Origin of the sequence: Halopiger xanaduensis SH-6 (assembly GCF_000217715.1) — an archaeon.
Taxonomy (GTDB): Archaea; Halobacteriota; Halobacteria; order Halobacteriales; family Natrialbaceae; genus Halopiger; species Halopiger xanaduensis.
On sequence record NC_015667.1, the window covers coordinates 75,609 to 94,113 of the forward strand.

Below are 18,505 nucleotides of genomic sequence, written 5' to 3' on the forward strand. Positions count from 1 at the left end.
CCTCTTCTTCCGCAGGGTTTTACACATCGATGACGGGGGGAGGGAGTGGGCCTTCTTCTTCTTTTGCTGTTTATTCGTCGCTGGGCGTAGTGAATGCTGTCACGTCCATCTGTCGTGTCTCACTGAGTTCCTCCCGAATCTTTCTTCGGTCCCAACTAAGAGCACACTCTCGACAGCTCGGATCAGCTGTGTCTTGTAGTACGAGGCGTCGTAGGTCTTGATCTCCTCGTGGGCGAGGGCGACCCCCTCTCGTGAGGTCTTTTCGTCGTCGACGACCACGTATTCGATATCCTGTCCGGGATGGACAGCAAGGTCCTGGTCGCGAGCCCGTTTTAGGGCCGCCACGTTCTGGGTGTTCTGCGTGTTCCCCTCCAGCGGCTTGGAGATGCTATTCCGTTCGATGAGTTGCTCGATCGGAACCTTGCCAGCGTGTAGGCGGTGGATTGCATCTCGAAGGGAGGTGAGGACTGCTTCCGGTGACCGGGTCGCATCGAATCGCTCGAGGCACTTCCGCTGGACCTTCTTGATGAACGGTGGCGTCGAGCGCTGCGGGACGAACGCCACCCAGTCGTAGTGTGCTTCGTGTTCGAGCCGAACCTCGAGGCGCTCGCGGTATCGACTTCTAGGTCTTCAGGTTCATAGTAGAAGTGGATGCCTGCCCGCATGTCCCCCGTCGGGTCATTGCCAATGTTCTGCATTTTCGGCCTCGCTGATGAGTTCGACTGTATAGACAACAAGACGAGTTCAGATGTCGTATGTTCGTCCAGAACGCTTATTTGGTGCTGGGGCATTTCTATAACTAACTAGGTGAGCCAGTATGTCAGACGAATCTGCCCGCCGCCTTATGGAAGCTTCTCAATCTAGTACTTCCTCCCATGAGGCATGGGAAGCAACTGAGGAACTCTCAGAGCAGACCGATTGGAACATTGAGGAAATGCTTCCGGATCTCTACGAACCGGAGTCGGTTAGCCAGCGGTACGCCGGTCGATTAGACGATTGAGCTTTTCTCTCGAATCTCGAGTCGATATCTACGACAGCAACGTTTGGGTCCACGGTTTAACACGGAAATCTGCCGACGCTGAGGCCCGAATTCAAGAGATTATAGATAACAAGCGCTGTGTGCTCGTCACTCCGTACATTTACGAAGAGGTTGATCAAGCCATCCAGCGCGATTCTGATAATCAACAAGCAGCCGATGAGCTCCGGGATCGATTTGCGCAAATGATGTCGAATCCTTTTATTTCAGATCCGAACCATCAGGAGGTCAGTGACGTAGATCTCGATACAGTACGGTCAGATCCGACGGTACAAGCATTCGCTGAAGTCCTCGAGATTCAGGCCAAAGATATCCCAATACTTCAGGCAGCCCAACAATGTTCGAATCCAAATCCAACAATATTCACGAACGACGAAGATTTCTATGAACTCTCTGAACGAAAAGAGCGATACAATCTCGGACGGATTGAGTTTGAGTACGTTGAATATCCAAAGTAGCTGGTAATGTGAATTTCTGCTCTCTGTACGATCTGCTTTAACCAACAGAATCAGAGCATCTCAGCAATTTGTTGGTTAATTTTGGCTGGCTCTCGTGAAAATCGTTCGTTCTAACTCTCGAATAGGTGTACCTCTTGCTCGAGATTGATCCTAATGGGTTCTTCCGACAATGAGGCGGGCGGTGCACCACGCTCTCGAGACAAAGCCAGAGAGATAACACCGAGTAGCTCGTTTGGTCGAAGATGTGTCCCTTATCGGTGAGTTCGTAGAGAGCGCTGGGGGGTGATCTGTGGAGGCTTCTTTCTCGACGAAGTCGTGTTCCTCGAGGTATCGAAAGTCCTGACCGGCACTGTCCTTCTCGAGTCGGGCTTCGTTGCAGGCTTCGCGAGCTTCGCCTTCCCCATCTAAGAGACTTAGCTAAGGCCCTCATCTAAGAATCTTAGATATCTATCTTAGATATCTTACTTAGGTGGCTTGTTTGGAAAAGTTACTTATCGAAGAAATTCATTTAGCAGAGTATGCTCTCATATACGGTCTACAGCGAAGCAGGCGGCGTGGGGAAGTCCTCGCTGACGGCGAACCTAGCTGTTGCGCACGCTCGAGCCGACCTTGACGTTCTGGTCGTTCCGCTGGATCCGCAGGATGGAGACCTCAGTCGACTGTTCGGCGTCGACGACGATCGCGCCAACAGTGACGCCGACAATATCGTGCGCCATATCGTCCGTAGTCCAAAGGGATCGCTCGCAGACCTCGTCCAAACGGCGGAGGGTGTTGATATCGTCCCGGAACACAACATGCTCTCTGATCTGTCGAGCCACCTTCAGCGCGAGCAGCGGAAAGCGGAGGACTTGGGGGATTCATACAACATCTATGCCCAGCTGCAACGTGTCCTTCGCGATGCCGATATCGCCGAGGAGTACGACGTCTTAATCTGCGACCCGCCGGCTACCGAGTCCGACCACCTCTACAACGCGATCTACGCAACGCGCAACCTCGTGATCCCTGTCGAACCCTCAGCGAAGGGGCGGGCCTCAGTTGAGGGCCTTGAGCAACTCGCGACGAACTTCGGTGACCAGCTGAACATTGAGATTGGTGTGCTGGCTGCGGTGCCGAACGGGTTCAAGCATACGAACGACCAAGAAGAGTTGATCGACGAGATCGACCTCCCCACACCAGAGGTGATCGGCGACCGGACATCGATGATGGAGGGGTGCTGGAAACAGCAGTGTTCGGCCTTCGAGTACGTTCGTGAACATCGCGCACGTATCCGTGACCACGAAGTTGAGACGCTGGCGCAGTTCGACCAGATCGCTCGTTACCTCGAGAACCAGGTCGGTCTCGAGGCACCGAATCCTCCGGAACCGGGTAGCTTGGAAGACGATGAGGTGATCGAGGCGTGACGGGCTTCAAGGAAGGCGCGAGCGGCGATAATCCGTTTGGTGCTGGCACCGAGGACGACAAGGCCGGAGAAGACGACGTTGACGAACTCGAGTCAACTGGCTCGTCAGTCGAAGTCGATCCGCAGCCCGATCCCGCGATCGAGCAGCAGGACGGTCGCGACGAGAGCGACTCGAACAGCAGTGGCCTCCCCTGGATCTACGAGCGCGATAGTATCACGGATGGTCGCGCGAAAACTGTGCAGTTACACTTGCAGGATACGACGCTCGATCGACAGCGCCAAGCCAAGTCCGATGTCGAAGGCGAGCTTGGCGAGTCGGTCAAGAAGGCCGATCTCCGAGAGGCAGCGCTGCTCGTCGGCCTCGAACGAATTGACGACGTCGCGGATCAACTTCGTGAATGGGGTTATGACTTCGAGTAGCGATTAACTCAATATCGCTTGTATGTCCGAGTCTTACTCCCGATTGACGCGCTTCCGCGGGCGATCGCCATCAGCCACGACGACGAATGGATGATTACGAACGTCGCTCGCCGCACCACGAAACGTGCAAGTGTGCTCCACTGGTTTGGTGATTTCACTCTGCAGACAGCCACTACTACGTGACGCTCGGGTATCTTTATTAGAAGTTTATCGAGCCCATGTAACCAGCGTCGTTCCAGATCCGGGTGACTGGCTCTTCGAGGATGTCTTCGGGATATACTGCACCGATCATTCTTTCAGCAAGCCCAGTTCTCATCGGAGCTACTGTAATCGGCGGGGTAGTATTGGTGCTCCACTACGATATTCCTCATTGGAAGATCCTATGAGCCTAAGACAAGCTGATGTAGCTGATGCGCTTGAGACGCTCATCCTCGGTCCATTCGTAGCGTTTGCCATCGGCATTCTGTTCCTGATGGTATCGAGGATGTACCTAATCTTCGGGCCAAAGATTGAGACGCACCTTTCGCTGACGCCTACGAAGCACTCGGTACTTCACTCTCTATCAGGTAGTCTCGAGCATTGAGACTTGGTTTGCCATAGGAGTACTCGTAATTGCAGTCTATAGTGTTTAGGTAGTGGTCGAAGACGTGGCAGCCGTCGTCGGTAGAAAACCTGCTATCTGAAGTCGTGCGGAGTTTCTATCTGGCTAGTTGAGTTGATGGGGGTCAGGAAGTTCTGAATAGAGTCTTCTCGGACCAAAACTCCCGGCCTCTTGAGCTACCCACCGCTAAAGCGGTAGGTTTTCTCCTGTATTCCGTATAAAATAATATATGAAGGGTATTTCAGTTATATGTGTGGAATTCGACTTCCTGTTCAAGGAGTTCGTCTGGAATTCCAGGAACTTCGTCAGATCGGACTGGACCTTGTTCTTCGATAATGTCGAGATCTCGGGGGAAGTCCCGTAAGGCGAAATGCAACGAGATTCCAGCCTTTGCTCCTTCACCCAGTGCAATGGGGAGTTGATTGTGCCCAGGCGTTAGGTCTCCAACTGCATAGACACGTTCAACCGACGTCTGACCGTGATCATCGACGACGACTGTTCCATCATCGTTGATATCACAGCCAAGATTGCGGGCTAGGCCGTTGTTGTACTCAGCACCGTACATCGCGAAGCCACCCTTATATTCCCGAACCGTACCGTCTTCAAATTCGAGGGCCGCTAACCAGCCGTCTTTGTCGTTTTGAATGCCAGTGATGTCCGTGTGAATAATATCGATTGGATGATTTGAGAGCATCGTCGCTGTCTCATCGCTCCATTCGGGGTCATCACCGCGCGTGAGCAGATCGACATCGTCGGTGAAGTTAAGCATGATCCCAGCTACGTGTGCAGCGCTCTCCCCATAACCCATGACGTAGACGGGTTCGTCGACGAACATGTAGGCATCACAGTGCAAGCAGTAGTGGAGTCCACGACCGGTTCGCGGTAGTGGCGGCTCTGGACGGACATCGTTGAATCCCGTCGCAAGGACGACGTATTCTGCGCGGTAGTCAGCATTATTCCCGCAGAGACGGATCGATCCGTCTTCATTGGTATCACAGGAGACGAGTAGATCATTGTGAATATCGCACCCGTACTCCCGAAGTTGGTCTCTGCCGATCGAGAGGAATTCGTTACCAGATGTATCCTCCGTAACCCCTAGTAGATTGTGGACGTCTTGCATCATCGCTGCACGACCACCGCCTCGGTCGACGACGGCTGTCCGATGTCCGAGTCGCGTTGTATACAGCGCGGCAGTCATTCCAGCTGGGCCGCCTCCGACGACGAGAACTTCGTAGTCGTGAATAGTCGAATCGGTAGCCATTGTCACCCCGTTCGATATCGACACACAAAATAGTGATTCGACGTCGTTGTTATATTTTATATAGATTTGTGAATAATGTGGTATACACACAGATTAGGCACCGACTTGATAAGATTAAGAGATTGAATTTGCCTAATGGCTTGGTTCCAGCAGTTCTTTTCCTTCTATAGAGGACAGGGACTTCTCGTCGCTCTCGGTGGGTTGTATATCGTACCCTGCTCCGGAACACTATCTAGTATAGAGGTCCCGACTCGCCGACCGTCTCCGTCTCTGCCCAACGAAATAGCACCGACTGGATCGTGAGTGTCAGAGACGAAGGAATTGGCATTGATCCCGAGGATCAAGACCGGATTTTCGACATCTCCAAGCAAGTACACAGTCGTCACGAGAGTTCCGGTACTGGAATCGGTATCGCACTTTACCAACGGATTCTCGAACGGCACGCAGTGAAATCTGGGTCGATTCCGAGCCCGGAATGGATCCGCGTTTTCGTTTCGACTCCCTGCGGCTGGCGAAGCAAACGAGTCGGCTCCTCACCGCTGAAGCAGTGATCTTATTGATGGATTCTCATTCACCGATACGCACGTATCAAATATTGCTCAAGACGCGTTATAGTGAACGCTATTTTTCGAGAACGTCCATGTCTATTGGACAGCTGGTGACAAGTTGATTCGGTGCCAGAGAGGGTGCGGCTATGGGGAAACCTCGTACGCAGTTTCCTCCGTCCGCTCGAGCGTTTCGAGGTACGCCTCGGTGTCGAGCGCTGCCATGCTACCGGTTCCAGCGGCAGTGATCGCCTGTTGATAGTTCGGATCGGCGACGTCGCCGGCGGCGAAGACGCCTTCGACCATCGTCTCGGTCGTTGCACGGCCGGCGTCGTCGGTTCGAGTGTAGAGGTAGCCACGTTCGTCGCGGTCGATGGCAGTTCCCTCGAGGAACTCCGTGTTCGGCGTGTGACCGATCGCGTAGAACACGCCGCCGACCTCGACGGTCTCTCGATCCACGTCGGCGCCATTTGCGGCTTTCTCGCTGGGGTACCCGTCAGGATGGGAGACGAGCGTCGCGCTGGTGACACCCTCCTCCTGCGAGCCGTGGAGCGCCTCGAGTTCGGTGTTCCAGCGGAACTCGATATCCTCGTGATCGCGGGCGCGGTCGGCCATGATCTCGGAAGCGCGCAGTTCCTCGCGGCGGTGGACGATCGTCACGCTGTCGGCGAACTTCGCGAGGAAGAGCGCTTCTTCCATCGCCGAATCGCCGCCGCCAATCACGAGGACGTCGTCGCCGCGGTGGAACGCGCCGTCGCAGGTCGCACACGTCGAGAGGCCGTAACCCATCAGTTCGTCTTCGTTCTCGGCGCCGACCCAGCGAGCGCTCGCGCCGCTCGCGACGATCAGCGCACGCGTTCGCAGCCGATCGCCGTTCGAGAGCTCGAGTTCGAACGGCCGTTCCTCGAGCGTCGCGTTTTCGACGGTGCCGTGAGTGAACTCGGCGCCGAAACGCTCGGCCTGGTCCTTGCCGTTTTGGATCAGCTCCATCCCGCCGACGCCCTCGGGAAAGCCGAGGTAGTTCTCGACGTCGGTCGTCAGCGTCAGCTGGCCGCCCGGTTCGGGCCCCTCGAGCACCAGCGGCTCGAGGTCGGCTCGCGCGGCGTAGACAGCCGCGGAAAGGCCAGCGATACCGGAGCCGATGATCACCACGTCACGAACGTCTGCGGTCGTATCAGTTTCCTCGTTCATTCAGTGTATCCCTCGATCAGGGTACGAAGTCGGTCTTCCGGCAGCGCGCCGGACTGCTGTTCAACCTGCTCGCCGTCCGCAAAGAGGACGAGCGTCGGCACGCCACGAACGCCGAACGACCCCGCGAGCTGCTGGTGTTCGTCGACGTCGACCTTGGCGATCACGGCCTCAGTCGTGTCCGCAAGCCGCTCGAGGACGGGGTTGAGCATCTGACAGGGGCCACACCAGTCGGCGTAGAAGTCCACGAGGACGACGTCGTGTGCCGTCGTGACGTCCTCGAGGTGGCTTCTTCCGTCGATGTAGATCGGTTCGTTGAGCGATCCCGCCGAAACGTCGTCGCGTGCATCAGTTGCCATCACCACTCCGTATGGGCTGATAGTGTTTAAAGGTTTTGTGTGTAGTGTACAATACCATATGGTTTCGATCGATCGTCATTACCGTTGCGGGCGTGATGAGATAACCGCCGGAACCCACTATATCCGCTATAATGTCCCCTTGGGGTCTGAGAACGAGGGAGAGGACTCCTGCTCCACGTTCGAGGTTTCCTGAGATAGTTTTGTACCATATACTAACAACCGATCATTCGACGGGGTCAATCGATCGGTCCGCGGTCCCCACGTGGAAGCGCGCGAAATACCCGGCTCGCGTTCCAACGCGCGCATCAAACGTCAGTCCCCGTTGCTCGATTCGGCGTCGCAACCCTTCGAATCCGACGAAGTGCGGGTCGGGGAGCGACTCGCCGACGACGAGTCGACCGTCGGGTTTCAGGACCCGCTCGAGTTCGTCGAGGGCCCGCTCCTGGTCAGGAATCTCGCCGAGGACTAAGACCAGATACGCGGCGTCGAACGTGTCGGCCGGGTACGGAAGCGATCGTGCATCGCCGCGAATCGGTTCGACGTTCAGGGTTCCCTCTTGTCGCATTCGCGTTCGGAGGTGCTCGACCATCTCCGACTGGACGTCTACGGCGTGCACTGTACCCGACGGTTCGATCGCCCGTGCGACCATCCCGGTGTAGTAGCCGGTTCCCGGTCCGACCTCGAGAAGACGCTCACCGGGCTGGGGCTCGAGTACGTCGCGCAGTCGGGAGCGAGTGATGACCGGACGCGGGAGGTCGATCGCGTGGCGCTGGGCGTACGGGCACGGCGACGGGTTCGATCGCCACCGGTGGGCGTATGCGAGTCCGGCGAGCAGCGCGAGTCCGAGCAGGGCGGCGATCGATCGTATGGTACGACGAGAAATCATAGTAATCTCTTCATCGTGGACGGACTACAGTCTTCCCCGAACTGACGCACGTACCACGGGCTTGCTGTTGCTACCCCAACGACGACCGTTCTCGAAATCGCCCGTACAGTATGTCCTATACGCTCCGTACACAAGTCGACGGCAAGTTCGACGACGTCGTCGAGAAAACGATCGACGCCCTTGAGGATGAGGGGTTCGGCGTGCTCTGCGATATCGACGTTCAGGAAACGCTGCAAAAGAAACTCGACGAGGACTTCCGACAGTACAGAATCCTGGGTGCGTGCAATCCGCAGTTAGCCCATCAGGGACTCGAGCACGATCTCGAACTCGGAACGTTGCTTCCGTGCAACGTCGTCGTCTATGACGATGACGACGGCGTGGTCGTCACTGCGGTCGATCCGCAGCGTTTGATTGGCATCGCTGACGACGACGAACTCGACCCGATCGGCGACGACGCGTACGAGCGCTTTGAACGGGTTCTCGAGTTACTATCTTGATTCAGCGAGAGAATCCCGCCCTTCCCGCAAGGACGAGTGTTGCATCCTTTGTCGGAACCGAGAACTGAGCAGGGCGAGCGTGAGTGACATCCTCCGCGCCGTACACGGTGCGGGGAATATCACGAATCCAATTGGACTACCCTTCAGTTGCCAACGTTGCGGGATCGTCAGTCTCTACCTCAACAGGGGAGCGAATGAGGTTCCCCCATTCGGTCCATGAACCGTCGTAATTCCGGACGTCTTCATATCCGAGGAGTTCGTGGAGTGTGAACTATGTAATCGACGAGCGCTCGCCGATTCGACAGTAGGTGATGACTTCGCTATCACCGGTGATACCGTAGTCTGCATAGAGCTCCTCCAATTCCGCTCGACTCTTGAATCGACTATTATCTTTGAGGTTCTCACTCCATGTAATGTTCTGAGCACCTGGAATGTGACCTGCCCGCTGGGCAGTTTCCCGACTTCCTTCTGGAGCAATTTTCTCACCGCGGTACTCCGCAGCGCTACGAACGTCTACAAGCGGGACGTCCACCTCTAGTGCGTCCTCAACGCCTTCCCGATAAATACGGATATTGTCGAATGGGCCGCTGACGTCGTACTCACGTTCGGGCAAATCAGGTTCATCGGTTGTCATTGGATAGTCGTTTTCTTCCCAGTAGACCCGTCCACCGTCCAGTAGATGGACGTCCTCGTGACCGTAGTACTTGAACTGCCAGTAGGTGTACGCGGCCCACTGATTCCACTCGTCGCCATAGAGGACGACTGTTGAGTCCTCTGTAATCCCTGCTTCTCCCATGATCTCCGCGAATTGATTCTTTTTCAGGATATCGCGCTGCGTCGAATCCTGGAGGTGTGTCCCCCAACCGAATCCGATCGCGTTCGGAATGTGTCCTTCGGCGTATGACTCCTCATATTCGATATCGGCCTCAACTAACCGATATTCTGGGTCGTCGTTTCCAAACTCGTCGAGGTGTTCTTCGAGCCAGTCTGGCGAAACGAGTGCGTCGGTCGCGTATTCACTGGTGTCGGCCATACGAGTTCGACTACACGGATAAGCTACTTAGTGCTGTTTCTAATAATTCCAAAATAGTACAATATTATGTGTTTCTACTGTACCGAAGTCGTACTCAGAACAAACAGTAGCTAGCGAACCCGAGTCCACGTTACCTCATAGTGTACTTTGGGCGGGACCCGAAGAAATGAACGTGCAGAGAATTAGGCCGCGCAGTTGTTCGGCCCTAACTCCAGTTCTGTCGCCTCGGACTCGTCCTTGGGTGGCTCCGAACCCGTGTTGATTTCGATTACACGCTCGTAGTTCGGTGGCTTGGCGGGCGCGTTATCGACTAACCGGTCCACGAACTCGTCTTCGTCCAGACCGAGCAGCTTGAGATCGTCACGGAGGTCACCCAGGTGAGCGCCGATCAGGTTACCTGGCGAGCCGACTCCATATCGGTTGTCCTCTGTGACTGACACATGTCCCGGGAGGATCTGCGTCTCGTCCGATAGCTCGAGGATAGTGTCGTGAATCGATTCATAGAGCAGTTCAGCTCCTCGTGCCGCATCTTCGTCACCGAATTGAAGCTCCGTCCGGCCGACGGACTCGACGAACAGCGTGTCGCCGGTCAGGAGCGCCTCGCCGTCAACGAGGTAGTTGACCATCTCGGTCGTGTGCCCCGGCGTGTGTAGCGTTTCGATCTCGATCTCGCCGAGTTCGATCGTCTCGCCGTCGGCGAGGGGTTCGTAGTCGTACTCGACGCCCCGCTCGCTCGCGTGTTCTCCGAGATGGTAGGGAACGTCCAACTCCGCCGCCAGTTTCGATCCACCCGAGATGTGGTCGGCGTGGACGTGAGTGTCGAGGACGCGCTCGATTGTGAGCCCGGCCTCCTCGGCGACGATTTTGAACTGATCCGTCTGTCGCGTCGGATCGACGACGACGGCCGATTCGGCGCGCTTTGATCCGACGACGTAGCCGAGACAACCCTTCGCCCGTCGCTGCAGTTGAAGAACGACGGGGTCCTCGTTTTCGGTCTCGACGGGAACGACCTCGTAGACCTTGCTCCAATCCTCCATGCCGCCTTTTACGACGGACACGTCGTCGTAACCGTGTTGCTCGAGTTCGAAGCTGAACGGCGTCGAGGTAAGTCCCTTCCCACAGATTGCGACGATCGAATCGTCGTCTCGCGCCGCTTCGACGCGCTCGAGTTCTTCGTCCGCGAACTCGTCGCCCGGACCGAACGGGATGTTCTCGGCGCCGTGAATCCGCCAGCCCTCGTAACTATCCTCGGGACGCGTATCGATGAGCGTGAACGACTCGTCTGAATCGAGCATATCTGCGAGCCGATCGGGATTGATTTGGTCCACCATTGGAATTACCTTACAATACTATCTGGGAGAAAAGCCAATAGTTCTCACCCCTGCACAAGCAACTTTGCTATCGATAGTTGTTTCGGTCAGCAGTGATAACATACACCGAGGGGAAGTCGAATGCACTCTGAGGTTGGCAAAGAGGAAAACTGCAAGACTGGACGACTGAGCGAAGATCGAACCACTACTTTCGACGTCACTCCGTTTTTGAACGCGTCCGGTCATCCAGAGTGGGTGTACCCGCCGTCGACGACGAGTGACTCGCCGTTCACGTAACTCGAGAGGTCGCTTGCGAGAAACAGCGCGGCTCCCGCGATATCCTCGGGATTTCCGATCCGCCGCGACGGAATCGCCCGCGTGAACTGTTCGAGCGCTTCCGGTCCCATGTGTGCGTCTTCCATCATCGCGGTTTCGATTCCGCCCGGGTGGATCGCGTTTACGCGGATTCCGTCTGGACCGAGGCGATGGGCTGCCGCGTACGTCAACAATCGGATTGCACCCTTGGAAACGCAGTATGCGACGTAGCTACCGTTCCCGACGAAGCCGGCGATACTCGAGACGTTGATGGTACGTCCGCTCCCGCTTTCGATCATCCGCTGGGCCGCGAGCTGCGTCCCGAAGAATGTGCCTTTCACGTTCACGCCCATGAGTTGCTCGTACTGGTCGCCAGTCACCTCGAGAAACTCCTCCGCCCGAAAGATTCCCGCGTTGTTGACGAGCTCGTCGACGCCGCCGAACCGCTCGGCGTCGTCGAGCGTCGCCTCGAGATCGTCGACGCTCGAGACGTCGCAAGCGACGTACGTCGCTGTCGCTTCGGTTTCGTCGGAGATCAGTTCGTGAGTGTGCGTTCCGCCTTCGCGCGGTTTTTCTCGCACGTCTGCAACGACGACATCGGCTCCGTGTTCGGCGAACACCCGCGCAATCGATCACCCAATTACGCTCGATGCACCGGTCACCACGGCCGTTTGCTCTGCGAGTGGGTCCGTCATGCCCTCGGCTACCACGTCAAACTACTTGCTTCTGGCACGAACGGCCTATCACCGGCCGAGACAGTTCTCCGGTTCTGTGCTCGCTCTCGAAGGTCCGTGTACCTCGTCGACTGCACGTCCGAAGCCACGGGACTAGGATAAAAGCGGGACCAATATCGATAGCGCTGAGGGCCGGAACGATGATCGAACTACCCCCAGAACGATGCGTTCCCCAAGCAGTAGAAGAACGCTACCCATCCGATGAAGAGCCCGCCGATTATCACCAGGAAATCCGCCAATTTCGTTCCGACGATGAAGTCGTATCCGATGCCGATCGTCAGGAGGACTAACGCTGTGCCGATCAACAGGTGGCACCACCGCTCTGCCCGTGGTCTCATAGTCCGTCCTATCACGATCCAGCATAAATAGTCATGCCGTTAACACTCTGTGTACTGTCCGGTTTGAAACGGTTCGCGACACCGAAACGACGGCTCTGATCGACGCGAACGGAACTTGATCGTCTCGCGGCGAATCCTCTCTGCTCCGCGAGGGAGCGAGACGCCCCGGATAGTTGTAAGTGAACAAGCGGCGAACTCACCTATATGTACGATCGCCTCCTCGTTCCGACCGACGGAAGCGGCCCCGACAATGCCGCCCTCGAGCTAGCCAGTCGAATCGCTTCGCCGGCAGCGACAATTCACCTGCTGTTCGTTTCGGAGGACGATCGAGACGTCAGCCCGTCGGACGCACTCGATCGGACGGCCGAAGAAATACTCGCCGACGCTCGAGAGACGGCGACCGCCGACGTCGAGACCGTCGTTACCGAAGAGAAACGGGGCGATCCCCGAGCTCGAATCCTCGAGTACATCGAAGCTGCAGAGATAGAGCTCGTTGTTATGGGTGCGCACGGAAGGCAGGAAGCCGGGGCGGGAATTCTGGGGCGCGTGACCGAAGAGGTCGTTCGTAACGCTTCGGTTCCCGTACTCGTCGTTCGTGCGAGCGACGATATCCAGTCCCGCTACCCGTTCGATCGTGTGCTCGTTCCGACGGACGGAAGCGAACACGCGCGCATCGCGTTGGAACGCGGCGTAGAAATCGCTGCCGAGACGGGAGCGACGCTTCACCTCCTGTCGGTGGTGGACGTAACGCGTTACGGAGCCGACTCCGAAACGGATGCGCTGGTCGATCGTCTGGAAGAAGACGCGAAGGATGCCCTCGAGGCAGCGGCCGAGAGCGCGACCGCCGACGGGGTCGATGTCCGCACGGCAGTTACCGTCGGATCGGTTCACCGGGAGATCTCCGCGTACGCGGAGACCGAAGATGTCGATCTACTAATCATGGGGACTCACGGCCGAAGCGATCCCGAGCGAGAGTTGCTCGGGAGCGTCACGGAGCGCGTCCTCCGCACTGCACCGGCACCCGTATTGACAGTCCGCGCCCGACAGACGGACGGATCGTAACGGATTCGTCCACGGCTACCGGCGTGGGTTCTCTCTTGGACCATCCGTAACCGCCCCCGGAGTTATTGACTGAGGCGTAGAGATCGAACGTACGACGTTCGTCGTCCCGTTCGATGGATCGGAACTCGCGGAAGCTGCCCTCGTCAGGGCCGTCGAGTACGGCGCCGCACTCGACGAAGAGATCGCGGCCGTCGTCGTCGTCCCGGAGCGAAAACAATACGCGCGAGAGAAGGGGTGGATCGATGAGAACGAACCGTACGATGTCGACGCGGTCATCACGGGTCTTCGGGAACAGGTACAAATACTTGCACCATCGGCAGCGTTCGAATTCGAACGAATCCGCGAGTTTCCCCCTGAGGGCAAGCTCGCCGATCACATCGAGCGACTGATACGGAACCACGATCCGAGCGTCGTGTTCCTCGGCAGCGACAACGTCGGCCGTATCGTAACGCCGCTGACGAGCGTCGGCGTTCACGTCGCCGCCGAGGAATCGTACGACGTGTTCATCGTTCGCCATCCGGCACCGCCCAAGCTCGATGCCCTCGAACCCCACTCCGAATTTTATCTGGAAACGGATTCGACGCAGTGATCGTTACAGGAATTCCTGCCCCGGGGACACTCACAGTCAAAATATCCGCTCGATAATCCTGCGTGTTCGAGCTTTTCAACGTTTTCGCGGCCGCTTGCCGTCGCGACGATACGAACGAAAGGGTTCAACTTTGTGACGGGGAGAATCGCCATCGTATCGTGAGCATCCGTATCCCAAGCAACGATTACGACGGTCGCATCTTCGGTGTTCGCTTCTACAAGCGTCTTCCGAGAACTGGGATCTCCTTCCAGTATCCGTGACGACTGGATAGAACGAACCCTCCTTTGGACTACCCTCCTCGAGATCCGTCAGTCGGTCCGCGGTGGCTAGACAGCTATGTCAAATAGTCGCGAACGAGGGGTATGGCTCGAGAACCGTCATTCGAAGTGCGGACGGCTGCTGACGTCGATTCGAGCGACGTCCTCCTCGTCGGGCTGGCCGACGTCGGAGCGGCCAGTCTCACGGCGATCGACTATCTCATTACCCACCTCGAGACGACGCAAATCGGCTCCGTTGCCACTCGGAACCTTCCGAGCGTCACTCCGGTCGAAGAGGGAACGCCTCGGCGTCCGATCCGACTGTATCGAGTCGACGACGCACCGATTATGATACTCGTCAGTGAGGTGTTCATCCCGGTTTCCGTGGCAGAGATATTTGTGGACGCCCTACTCGACTGGTCGAGTGGTCGCGATATCGACGAAATTGGCGTCCTTCACAGTACACCGTACCCTCACGCCGAAGACGAACACGACGTCTTCTACGCCGCGACTCCCTCCTTCAGGCGAGACCACTTCAGCGATGAGGCCGCCGGTATCGAACCGCTCCCTGGCGGTGTGGTGGACGGGACGACCGGCGAGTTACTCGGCCGCGGAATCGGGACGCCTCGACCGTCGGTCGGGGCGTTCGTCACGCCGACACACCTTCCTGGCCCGGATATCGATGCCGCTCTCAGGCTCCTCGAGGGCGTCGAATCCTGCTATCCGATCGAAGTCGACGAACGAGAGCTACGACAGCGATCGGAGGAGATGAAACGGTATTTCGAGGAACTCGCGTCGCGGCTAGCGACGCTCAAACAGGAAGAGCAGTCGATCGAGAGACGCGATTTCCCCGAGGATCGAATGTATATGTGAGTCGGCGCGCTCGGGAGCGAGATCGGGACGCGGCGGCGGCGTGTTAGTCACCTGCGGGTGAGACGCCCATCGACGGATCGCCGCGAGTCACCCGGAGAGGTCCCGCCGTTCGAAGTATTCGCCGCTGACGACGACGAGGACGACGATCGCGACCACGAGGACGGAGAGATCCGACCACGAGAGGTCGCCGTCGACAAGAATCGCACCGGGGTCGAAGTACCGGGAGAACGCGACGTCGCCGAGCCACTCGTATTCGGTGTCGAAGGTAAACGTATCGAGCAGGAAGAGCCCGAAGACCGATCCGGCGCCGACGGTCTGCGCGCGGCGGACGGAATCGAACGCGACGGAGGCCGCGAGTCCGACCCCGGCGCAGGCGAGCAGGTAGGCGATCGAGTACGCGTGGACGGTGAACAGGTCCGTGACGTCGATCGATTCGCCGACGAACACCACGCCGACGTAGACCGCGAAGAACGTGATCGCGTTGAGCAACACGACGCCCGGAACGAGCGACAGGAACTTGCCGACCACGACCCGCGACCGCGTCACCGGCAGCGACAGCGTCAGTCCCACCGTCCCGCGTTCGACCTCCCCCGCGACGGTCGAGGCCGCGGCGTAGGCGTAGTAGATCGCGAGCAGCAACACCCAGCCGAACTGGTAGAGCTGGGAGACGAGATACCCCTCGATCGTGGTCAGCGTCGTCACATTCCCGACGAACGCGCGCGTCGCTTCGGGCGGTAGCGACTCGAGATAGGCGTCGAGATCGGCGCCCGTCTCCTGAATGGACGGAAAGAGCGCAACCGTAAGGGCGATCAGCGCGACCATCGCACCGGCGAGTAGCAGCGACCCGCGGAGTCGACGACCGGCTTCGAACGCGGTGAGATCGAGCATCGGATATCAGGTCCTGTCTCCCGACGGGAGCCGGAACCTTATACGTGAAGCGCAGCCGCTCGAGGTAACGAACAGTTGTCACGACAACGGTCCGGTAATCGATCCTTCAACGACGGGAACGAGCCGGACGATTTATCCACGGATCGACCGTTTCACGGTGGAAATGGGCGGCCGAGAGGCGACTTCGAATCAGCGGCGTCGAGCAGCCGTTACGGTGGGTGTTCTCTCGGTTGCCGTTGTTCTGGTGCTTGGACTCGTCGCGGCGACGATCCCGGTCGAAACGGGGCCGATCACGCTGCTACAGAACGAGTCACGAAACGATACGAATGGATCGATCAACGATTCGAGTGCCGACGAGAGCGCGTCGATCGCCGATTCGGCTGGAAACGAGTTCACGCCGCGGCCGCCCGTCGAGAACGACACGTCCACACCCGAACCGCCGCGTGCCGTACCGACGACCGATCCACAAATCGTCCAGGCGGCCGACGGGAACGTCACCGTCGCCGTCGCGGAGAATCAGTCGATCCGTGCGGGCGAAACGGCGCCGGTCACGCTCGAGGTGACAAACGACGGTGATCGACAGGCGACCGACGTCGTCGTGACGGTGCGAGCGGTCGACGGGGCCGTGACGTTCGGGCCGCCCGACGCACCGCAATCGACGCGGTCGGTCGTCGTCGACGACATCTGGCCCGGCGACACCGAGACCGTCGCCGTCGACGTCGTGGTCTCAGACGTCGATTCGGAGACGTATCCGCTGTTCGCGTCCGTGCAGTACCAAATCGACACCGAGGGGCCGGCCGACGACGAATTTCGACTGAACGAAACCGACGAGACGAACGACACCCGAATCGACGGTGATGACGACGAAGAAACAGTCGTCCGGACCGACGGTCCGGCGCTGCTCAAGCTCCCGGTTGATGGGTCTCGAGCGTTCGATGTGACGCCGGTCCGCGACGAGATTCCCGTCGACGGAGCGGGCGTCTACGAGGTCCGAATCACGAACGACGGTGACGGCTCGGTGACCGGCGTCGTCGCCGCAATCGAGGTGGGGCCACCGCTGACGAGCGAGTCGCCGATGGCGTACGTCGGCGCGCTCGAGCCGGGAGAGTCGGAGACGGTGCGGTTCGCTCTCGAGTCGTCCTCGGACGCGGTCGAGACGACAACCAGCGTCTCGCTCGCGCTCTCGTACGACGTGGGCTCCGGGAACCGAGCGAGCGGGGATCCCGTCCAGGTTCCGGTTTCGGTCGCCGAAACGGATGAGGACACCGACGTCGACTCAATCGCGCCGTTCGTCGCCGTCGCAGTCGTGTTCGCGCTGGCGGCGATCTGGTGGTTCCGGCGGCGCTGAGACCGTGAGCGGCGACGGCGTCGCCGTGCGCTCGCGCGCTCGATCACTAGGGTGACGCGCCGTTCCCGCTCGTTGGCGAATCGAGATCCTCGTCCGTTCCGCCATAAAAGTGCATAAACACGTCCTCGATGGACGCCTCGCGGACCTCAAGGTCGAGAACGGTGTACTCACTCAGCCGGTCAATCAGGGCGTCGAACTCCCGTGCGAGAACTAATCGGTACTTGCCGTCGTCACCCTGCCGATCGACACGCGCGACGCCCGGAAACTCGAGCGCCGCTGCTAGCGGCTCCTCGGCCAATCGAACGGTTACGATCGTGCCCCCATCCGCGAGGATGTTCTCGACGGTGTCGAGTTCGATCAGGCGCCCGTTCCTAATGATTCCAACGCGATCGCAGACGCGACGGACCTCGCTCAGAATGTGCGAGGAAAAGAAACTTGTCCGGCCCGCGTCTCGTCGCTCCTCGAGCAGTTCGTAGAACTCGTTCTGAACGAGCGGATCCAGCCCGGATGTTGGCTCGTCCATGATCGCCAGGTCGGGCTCGTGCATGAACGCCGCGACGATCGCGAGCTTTTGCCTGTTGCCGCTCGAGTAGGCCTTGACGTTCCGATCGAGGGGAACGGGAAAGCGCTCGAGGAGGTCCTCGCGACGCTCGTCTCCGCGCAGTCGACCGAAGTGGTCGAGCACCTCCTCACCCGTCACGCGATCGTAGAAGGTGACGTCGCTCGGAAGATAGCCGAGGTGCTGTTTCGCCTCGCGTAGTTCCGTTCGATCCGTCACGGTCCATCCCATCAGCGATGCCGTTCCATCGGTGGGTTTCAACAGTCCGAGGATGACGCGGATCGCCGTCGACTTTCCCGCACCGTTCGGGCCGAGAAAGCCGAAAATCTCGCCCCGGCTGACGGTGAACGTGAGGTCCTCGATGCCCCGAACGTCGCCGTAGTACTTCGTCAGGGACTCGAGTTCGAGCGGTTGTGGCTCGGTGCTGCTCACACGCTAACTGACGACGCCTCGATCCTTATATGACATGCCAGGATGTAGACGCCTCGCCGACGGCCGACTCGAGGTGTCCTCGAACCGCCCCCTGGATCTATTGGACTGTGAGACGTG

The 18,505-nt window shown here is 58.4% G+C and carries 20 protein-coding genes and 2 pseudogenes; 10 read left to right on the forward strand and 12 right to left on the reverse strand.

All coding sequences use genetic code 11. The features are described from left to right. Positions 1–70: 70 nt before the first annotated feature. A pseudogene (locus HALXA_RS19835) lies at positions 71–609 on the reverse strand (DNA polymerase domain-containing protein); the annotation flags it as partial. A 208-nt stretch (positions 610–817) separates the two neighbouring features. Between HALXA_RS19835 and HALXA_RS21835 the strand changes: the two are divergent. The 4 genes from HALXA_RS21835 (at position 818) to HALXA_RS19845 (ending at position 3,313) form a co-directional block, all read left to right on the forward strand. After that, on the forward strand, positions 818–1,000 hold the full coding sequence (locus HALXA_RS21835) for a hypothetical protein (protein ID WP_148263725.1): 183 nt from the start codon (positions 818–820) through the stop codon (positions 998–1,000). A 119-nt stretch (positions 1,001–1,119) separates the two neighbouring features. Beyond that, positions 1,120–1,494, forward strand: coding sequence for a hypothetical protein (locus HALXA_RS21410; protein WP_148263726.1), 375 nt, complete (start codon positions 1,120–1,122; stop codon positions 1,492–1,494). A gap of 518 nt (positions 1,495–2,012) precedes the next feature. After that, a complete protein-coding gene (locus tag HALXA_RS19840; protein WP_013881874.1) occupies positions 2,013–2,894 on the forward strand; it encodes a ParA family protein in 882 nt (293 codons plus the stop codon). After that, positions 2,891–3,313, forward strand: a complete 423-nt coding sequence (locus HALXA_RS19845) for a hypothetical protein (RefSeq protein ID WP_013881875.1) — start codon at positions 2,891–2,893, stop codon at positions 3,311–3,313. Before HALXA_RS19840 ends, HALXA_RS19845 begins: the two co-directional genes overlap by 4 nt. Positions 3,314–4,155: 842 nt before the next feature. Here HALXA_RS19845 and HALXA_RS19855 read toward each other — a convergent pair. Beyond that, positions 4,156–5,175 (reverse strand): NAD(P)/FAD-dependent oxidoreductase, encoded by a 1,020-nt coding sequence (locus tag HALXA_RS19855; RefSeq protein ID WP_013881876.1) that lies wholly within the window; start codon positions 5,173–5,175, stop codon positions 4,156–4,158. 299 nt (positions 5,176–5,474) lie between these two features. Here HALXA_RS19855 and HALXA_RS22890 point away from each other — a divergent pair, with 299 nt between their 5' ends. Further along, complete coding sequence (locus HALXA_RS22890) at positions 5,475–5,726, forward strand: ATP-binding protein (RefSeq protein ID WP_394324803.1); 252 nt, start codon at positions 5,475–5,477, stop codon at positions 5,724–5,726. A gap of 141 nt (positions 5,727–5,867) precedes the next feature. On the opposite strand, the gene HALXA_RS19860 is transcribed toward HALXA_RS22890, so the two are convergent. The 3 genes from HALXA_RS19860 to HALXA_RS19870 form a co-directional block, all read right to left on the reverse strand. Then, entirely contained in the window at positions 5,868–6,911 is a 1,044-nt protein-coding gene (locus HALXA_RS19860) for an NAD(P)/FAD-dependent oxidoreductase (protein ID WP_013881877.1), read from the reverse strand. Beyond that, positions 6,908–7,267 (reverse strand): thioredoxin, encoded by a 360-nt coding sequence (gene trxA, locus HALXA_RS19865; RefSeq protein ID WP_013881878.1) that lies wholly within the window; start codon positions 7,265–7,267, stop codon positions 6,908–6,910. Before trxA ends, HALXA_RS19860 begins: the two co-directional genes overlap by 4 nt. 223 nt (positions 7,268–7,490) lie before the next feature. Continuing rightward, positions 7,491–8,153 (reverse strand): class I SAM-dependent methyltransferase, encoded by a 663-nt coding sequence (locus HALXA_RS19870; protein WP_013881879.1) that lies wholly within the window; start codon positions 8,151–8,153, stop codon positions 7,491–7,493. Positions 8,154–8,263: 110 nt separating this feature from the next. On the opposite strand from HALXA_RS19870, the gene HALXA_RS19875 reads away from it, so the two are divergent. Beyond that, positions 8,264–8,650 (forward strand): DUF302 domain-containing protein, encoded by a 387-nt coding sequence (locus HALXA_RS19875; protein WP_013881880.1) that lies wholly within the window; start codon positions 8,264–8,266, stop codon positions 8,648–8,650. A 136-nt stretch (positions 8,651–8,786) separates the two neighbouring features. Here the strand turns inward: HALXA_RS19875 and HALXA_RS19880 are convergent. The 4 genes and pseudogenes from HALXA_RS19880 to HALXA_RS22895 all read right to left on the reverse strand — a co-directional run bounded on the left by HALXA_RS19880 (position 8,787) and on the right by HALXA_RS22895 (position 12,380). Further along, a pseudogene (locus HALXA_RS19880) lies at positions 8,787–9,683 on the reverse strand (sulfurtransferase). Positions 9,684–9,865: 182 nt separating this feature from the next. Further along, positions 9,866–11,014: an MBL fold metallo-hydrolase gene (locus tag HALXA_RS19885; RefSeq protein WP_013881881.1), complete on the reverse strand. Its 1,149-nt coding sequence runs from the start codon at positions 11,012–11,014 to the stop codon at positions 9,866–9,868. Between the two features lie 221 nt (positions 11,015–11,235). After that, a complete protein-coding gene (locus HALXA_RS19890) occupies positions 11,236–11,937 on the reverse strand; it encodes an SDR family oxidoreductase (protein ID WP_245550162.1) in 702 nt (233 codons plus the stop codon). Between the two features lie 254 nt (positions 11,938–12,191). After that, positions 12,192–12,380 carry a hypothetical protein gene (locus HALXA_RS22895; RefSeq protein WP_013881883.1) on the reverse strand — a complete coding sequence of 63 codons (189 nt, stop codon included), beginning with the start codon at positions 12,378–12,380 and terminating at the stop codon, positions 12,192–12,194. A gap of 204 nt (positions 12,381–12,584) precedes the next feature. On the opposite strand from HALXA_RS22895, the gene HALXA_RS19900 reads away from it, so the two are divergent. Continuing rightward, on the forward strand, positions 12,585–13,442 hold the full coding sequence (locus HALXA_RS19900) for a universal stress protein (protein WP_013881884.1): 858 nt from the start codon (positions 12,585–12,587) through the stop codon (positions 13,440–13,442). 82 nt (positions 13,443–13,524) lie between these two features. Then, positions 13,525–14,031 (forward strand): universal stress protein, encoded by a 507-nt coding sequence (locus HALXA_RS19905; protein WP_013881885.1) that lies wholly within the window; start codon positions 13,525–13,527, stop codon positions 14,029–14,031. Here the strand turns inward: HALXA_RS19905 and HALXA_RS22900 are convergent. Then, positions 14,004–14,336 carry an NAD-binding protein gene (locus HALXA_RS22900; protein WP_083822887.1) on the reverse strand — a complete coding sequence of 111 codons (333 nt, stop codon included), beginning with the start codon at positions 14,334–14,336 and terminating at the stop codon, positions 14,004–14,006. The two genes, HALXA_RS19905 and HALXA_RS22900, sit on opposite strands and share 28 nt — an antisense overlap. Before the next feature lie 57 nt (positions 14,337–14,393). Between HALXA_RS22900 and HALXA_RS19910 the strand changes: the two genes are divergently transcribed. Further along, positions 14,394–15,161, forward strand: a complete 768-nt coding sequence (locus HALXA_RS19910) for a proteasome assembly chaperone family protein (RefSeq protein WP_013881886.1) — start codon at positions 14,394–14,396, stop codon at positions 15,159–15,161. Between the two features lie 87 nt (positions 15,162–15,248). On the opposite strand, the gene HALXA_RS19915 is transcribed toward HALXA_RS19910, so the two are convergent. Continuing rightward, on the reverse strand, positions 15,249–16,049 hold the full coding sequence (locus HALXA_RS19915) for an ABC transporter permease (protein ID WP_013881887.1): 801 nt from the start codon (positions 16,047–16,049) through the stop codon (positions 15,249–15,251). Between HALXA_RS19915 and HALXA_RS19920 the strand changes: the two genes are divergently transcribed. Next, positions 16,036–17,397 (forward strand): COG1361 S-layer family protein, encoded by a 1,362-nt coding sequence (locus HALXA_RS19920; RefSeq protein WP_245550153.1) that lies wholly within the window; start codon positions 16,036–16,038, stop codon positions 17,395–17,397. The genes HALXA_RS19915 and HALXA_RS19920 overlap by 14 nt on opposite strands. A gap of 46 nt (positions 17,398–17,443) precedes the next feature. Here HALXA_RS19920 and HALXA_RS19925 read toward each other — a convergent pair whose 3' ends face one another. After that, positions 17,444–18,388 carry an ABC transporter ATP-binding protein gene (locus HALXA_RS19925; protein WP_013881889.1) on the reverse strand — a complete coding sequence of 315 codons (945 nt, stop codon included), beginning with the start codon at positions 18,386–18,388 and terminating at the stop codon, positions 17,444–17,446. Between the last annotated feature and the right edge of the window lie 117 nt (positions 18,389–18,505).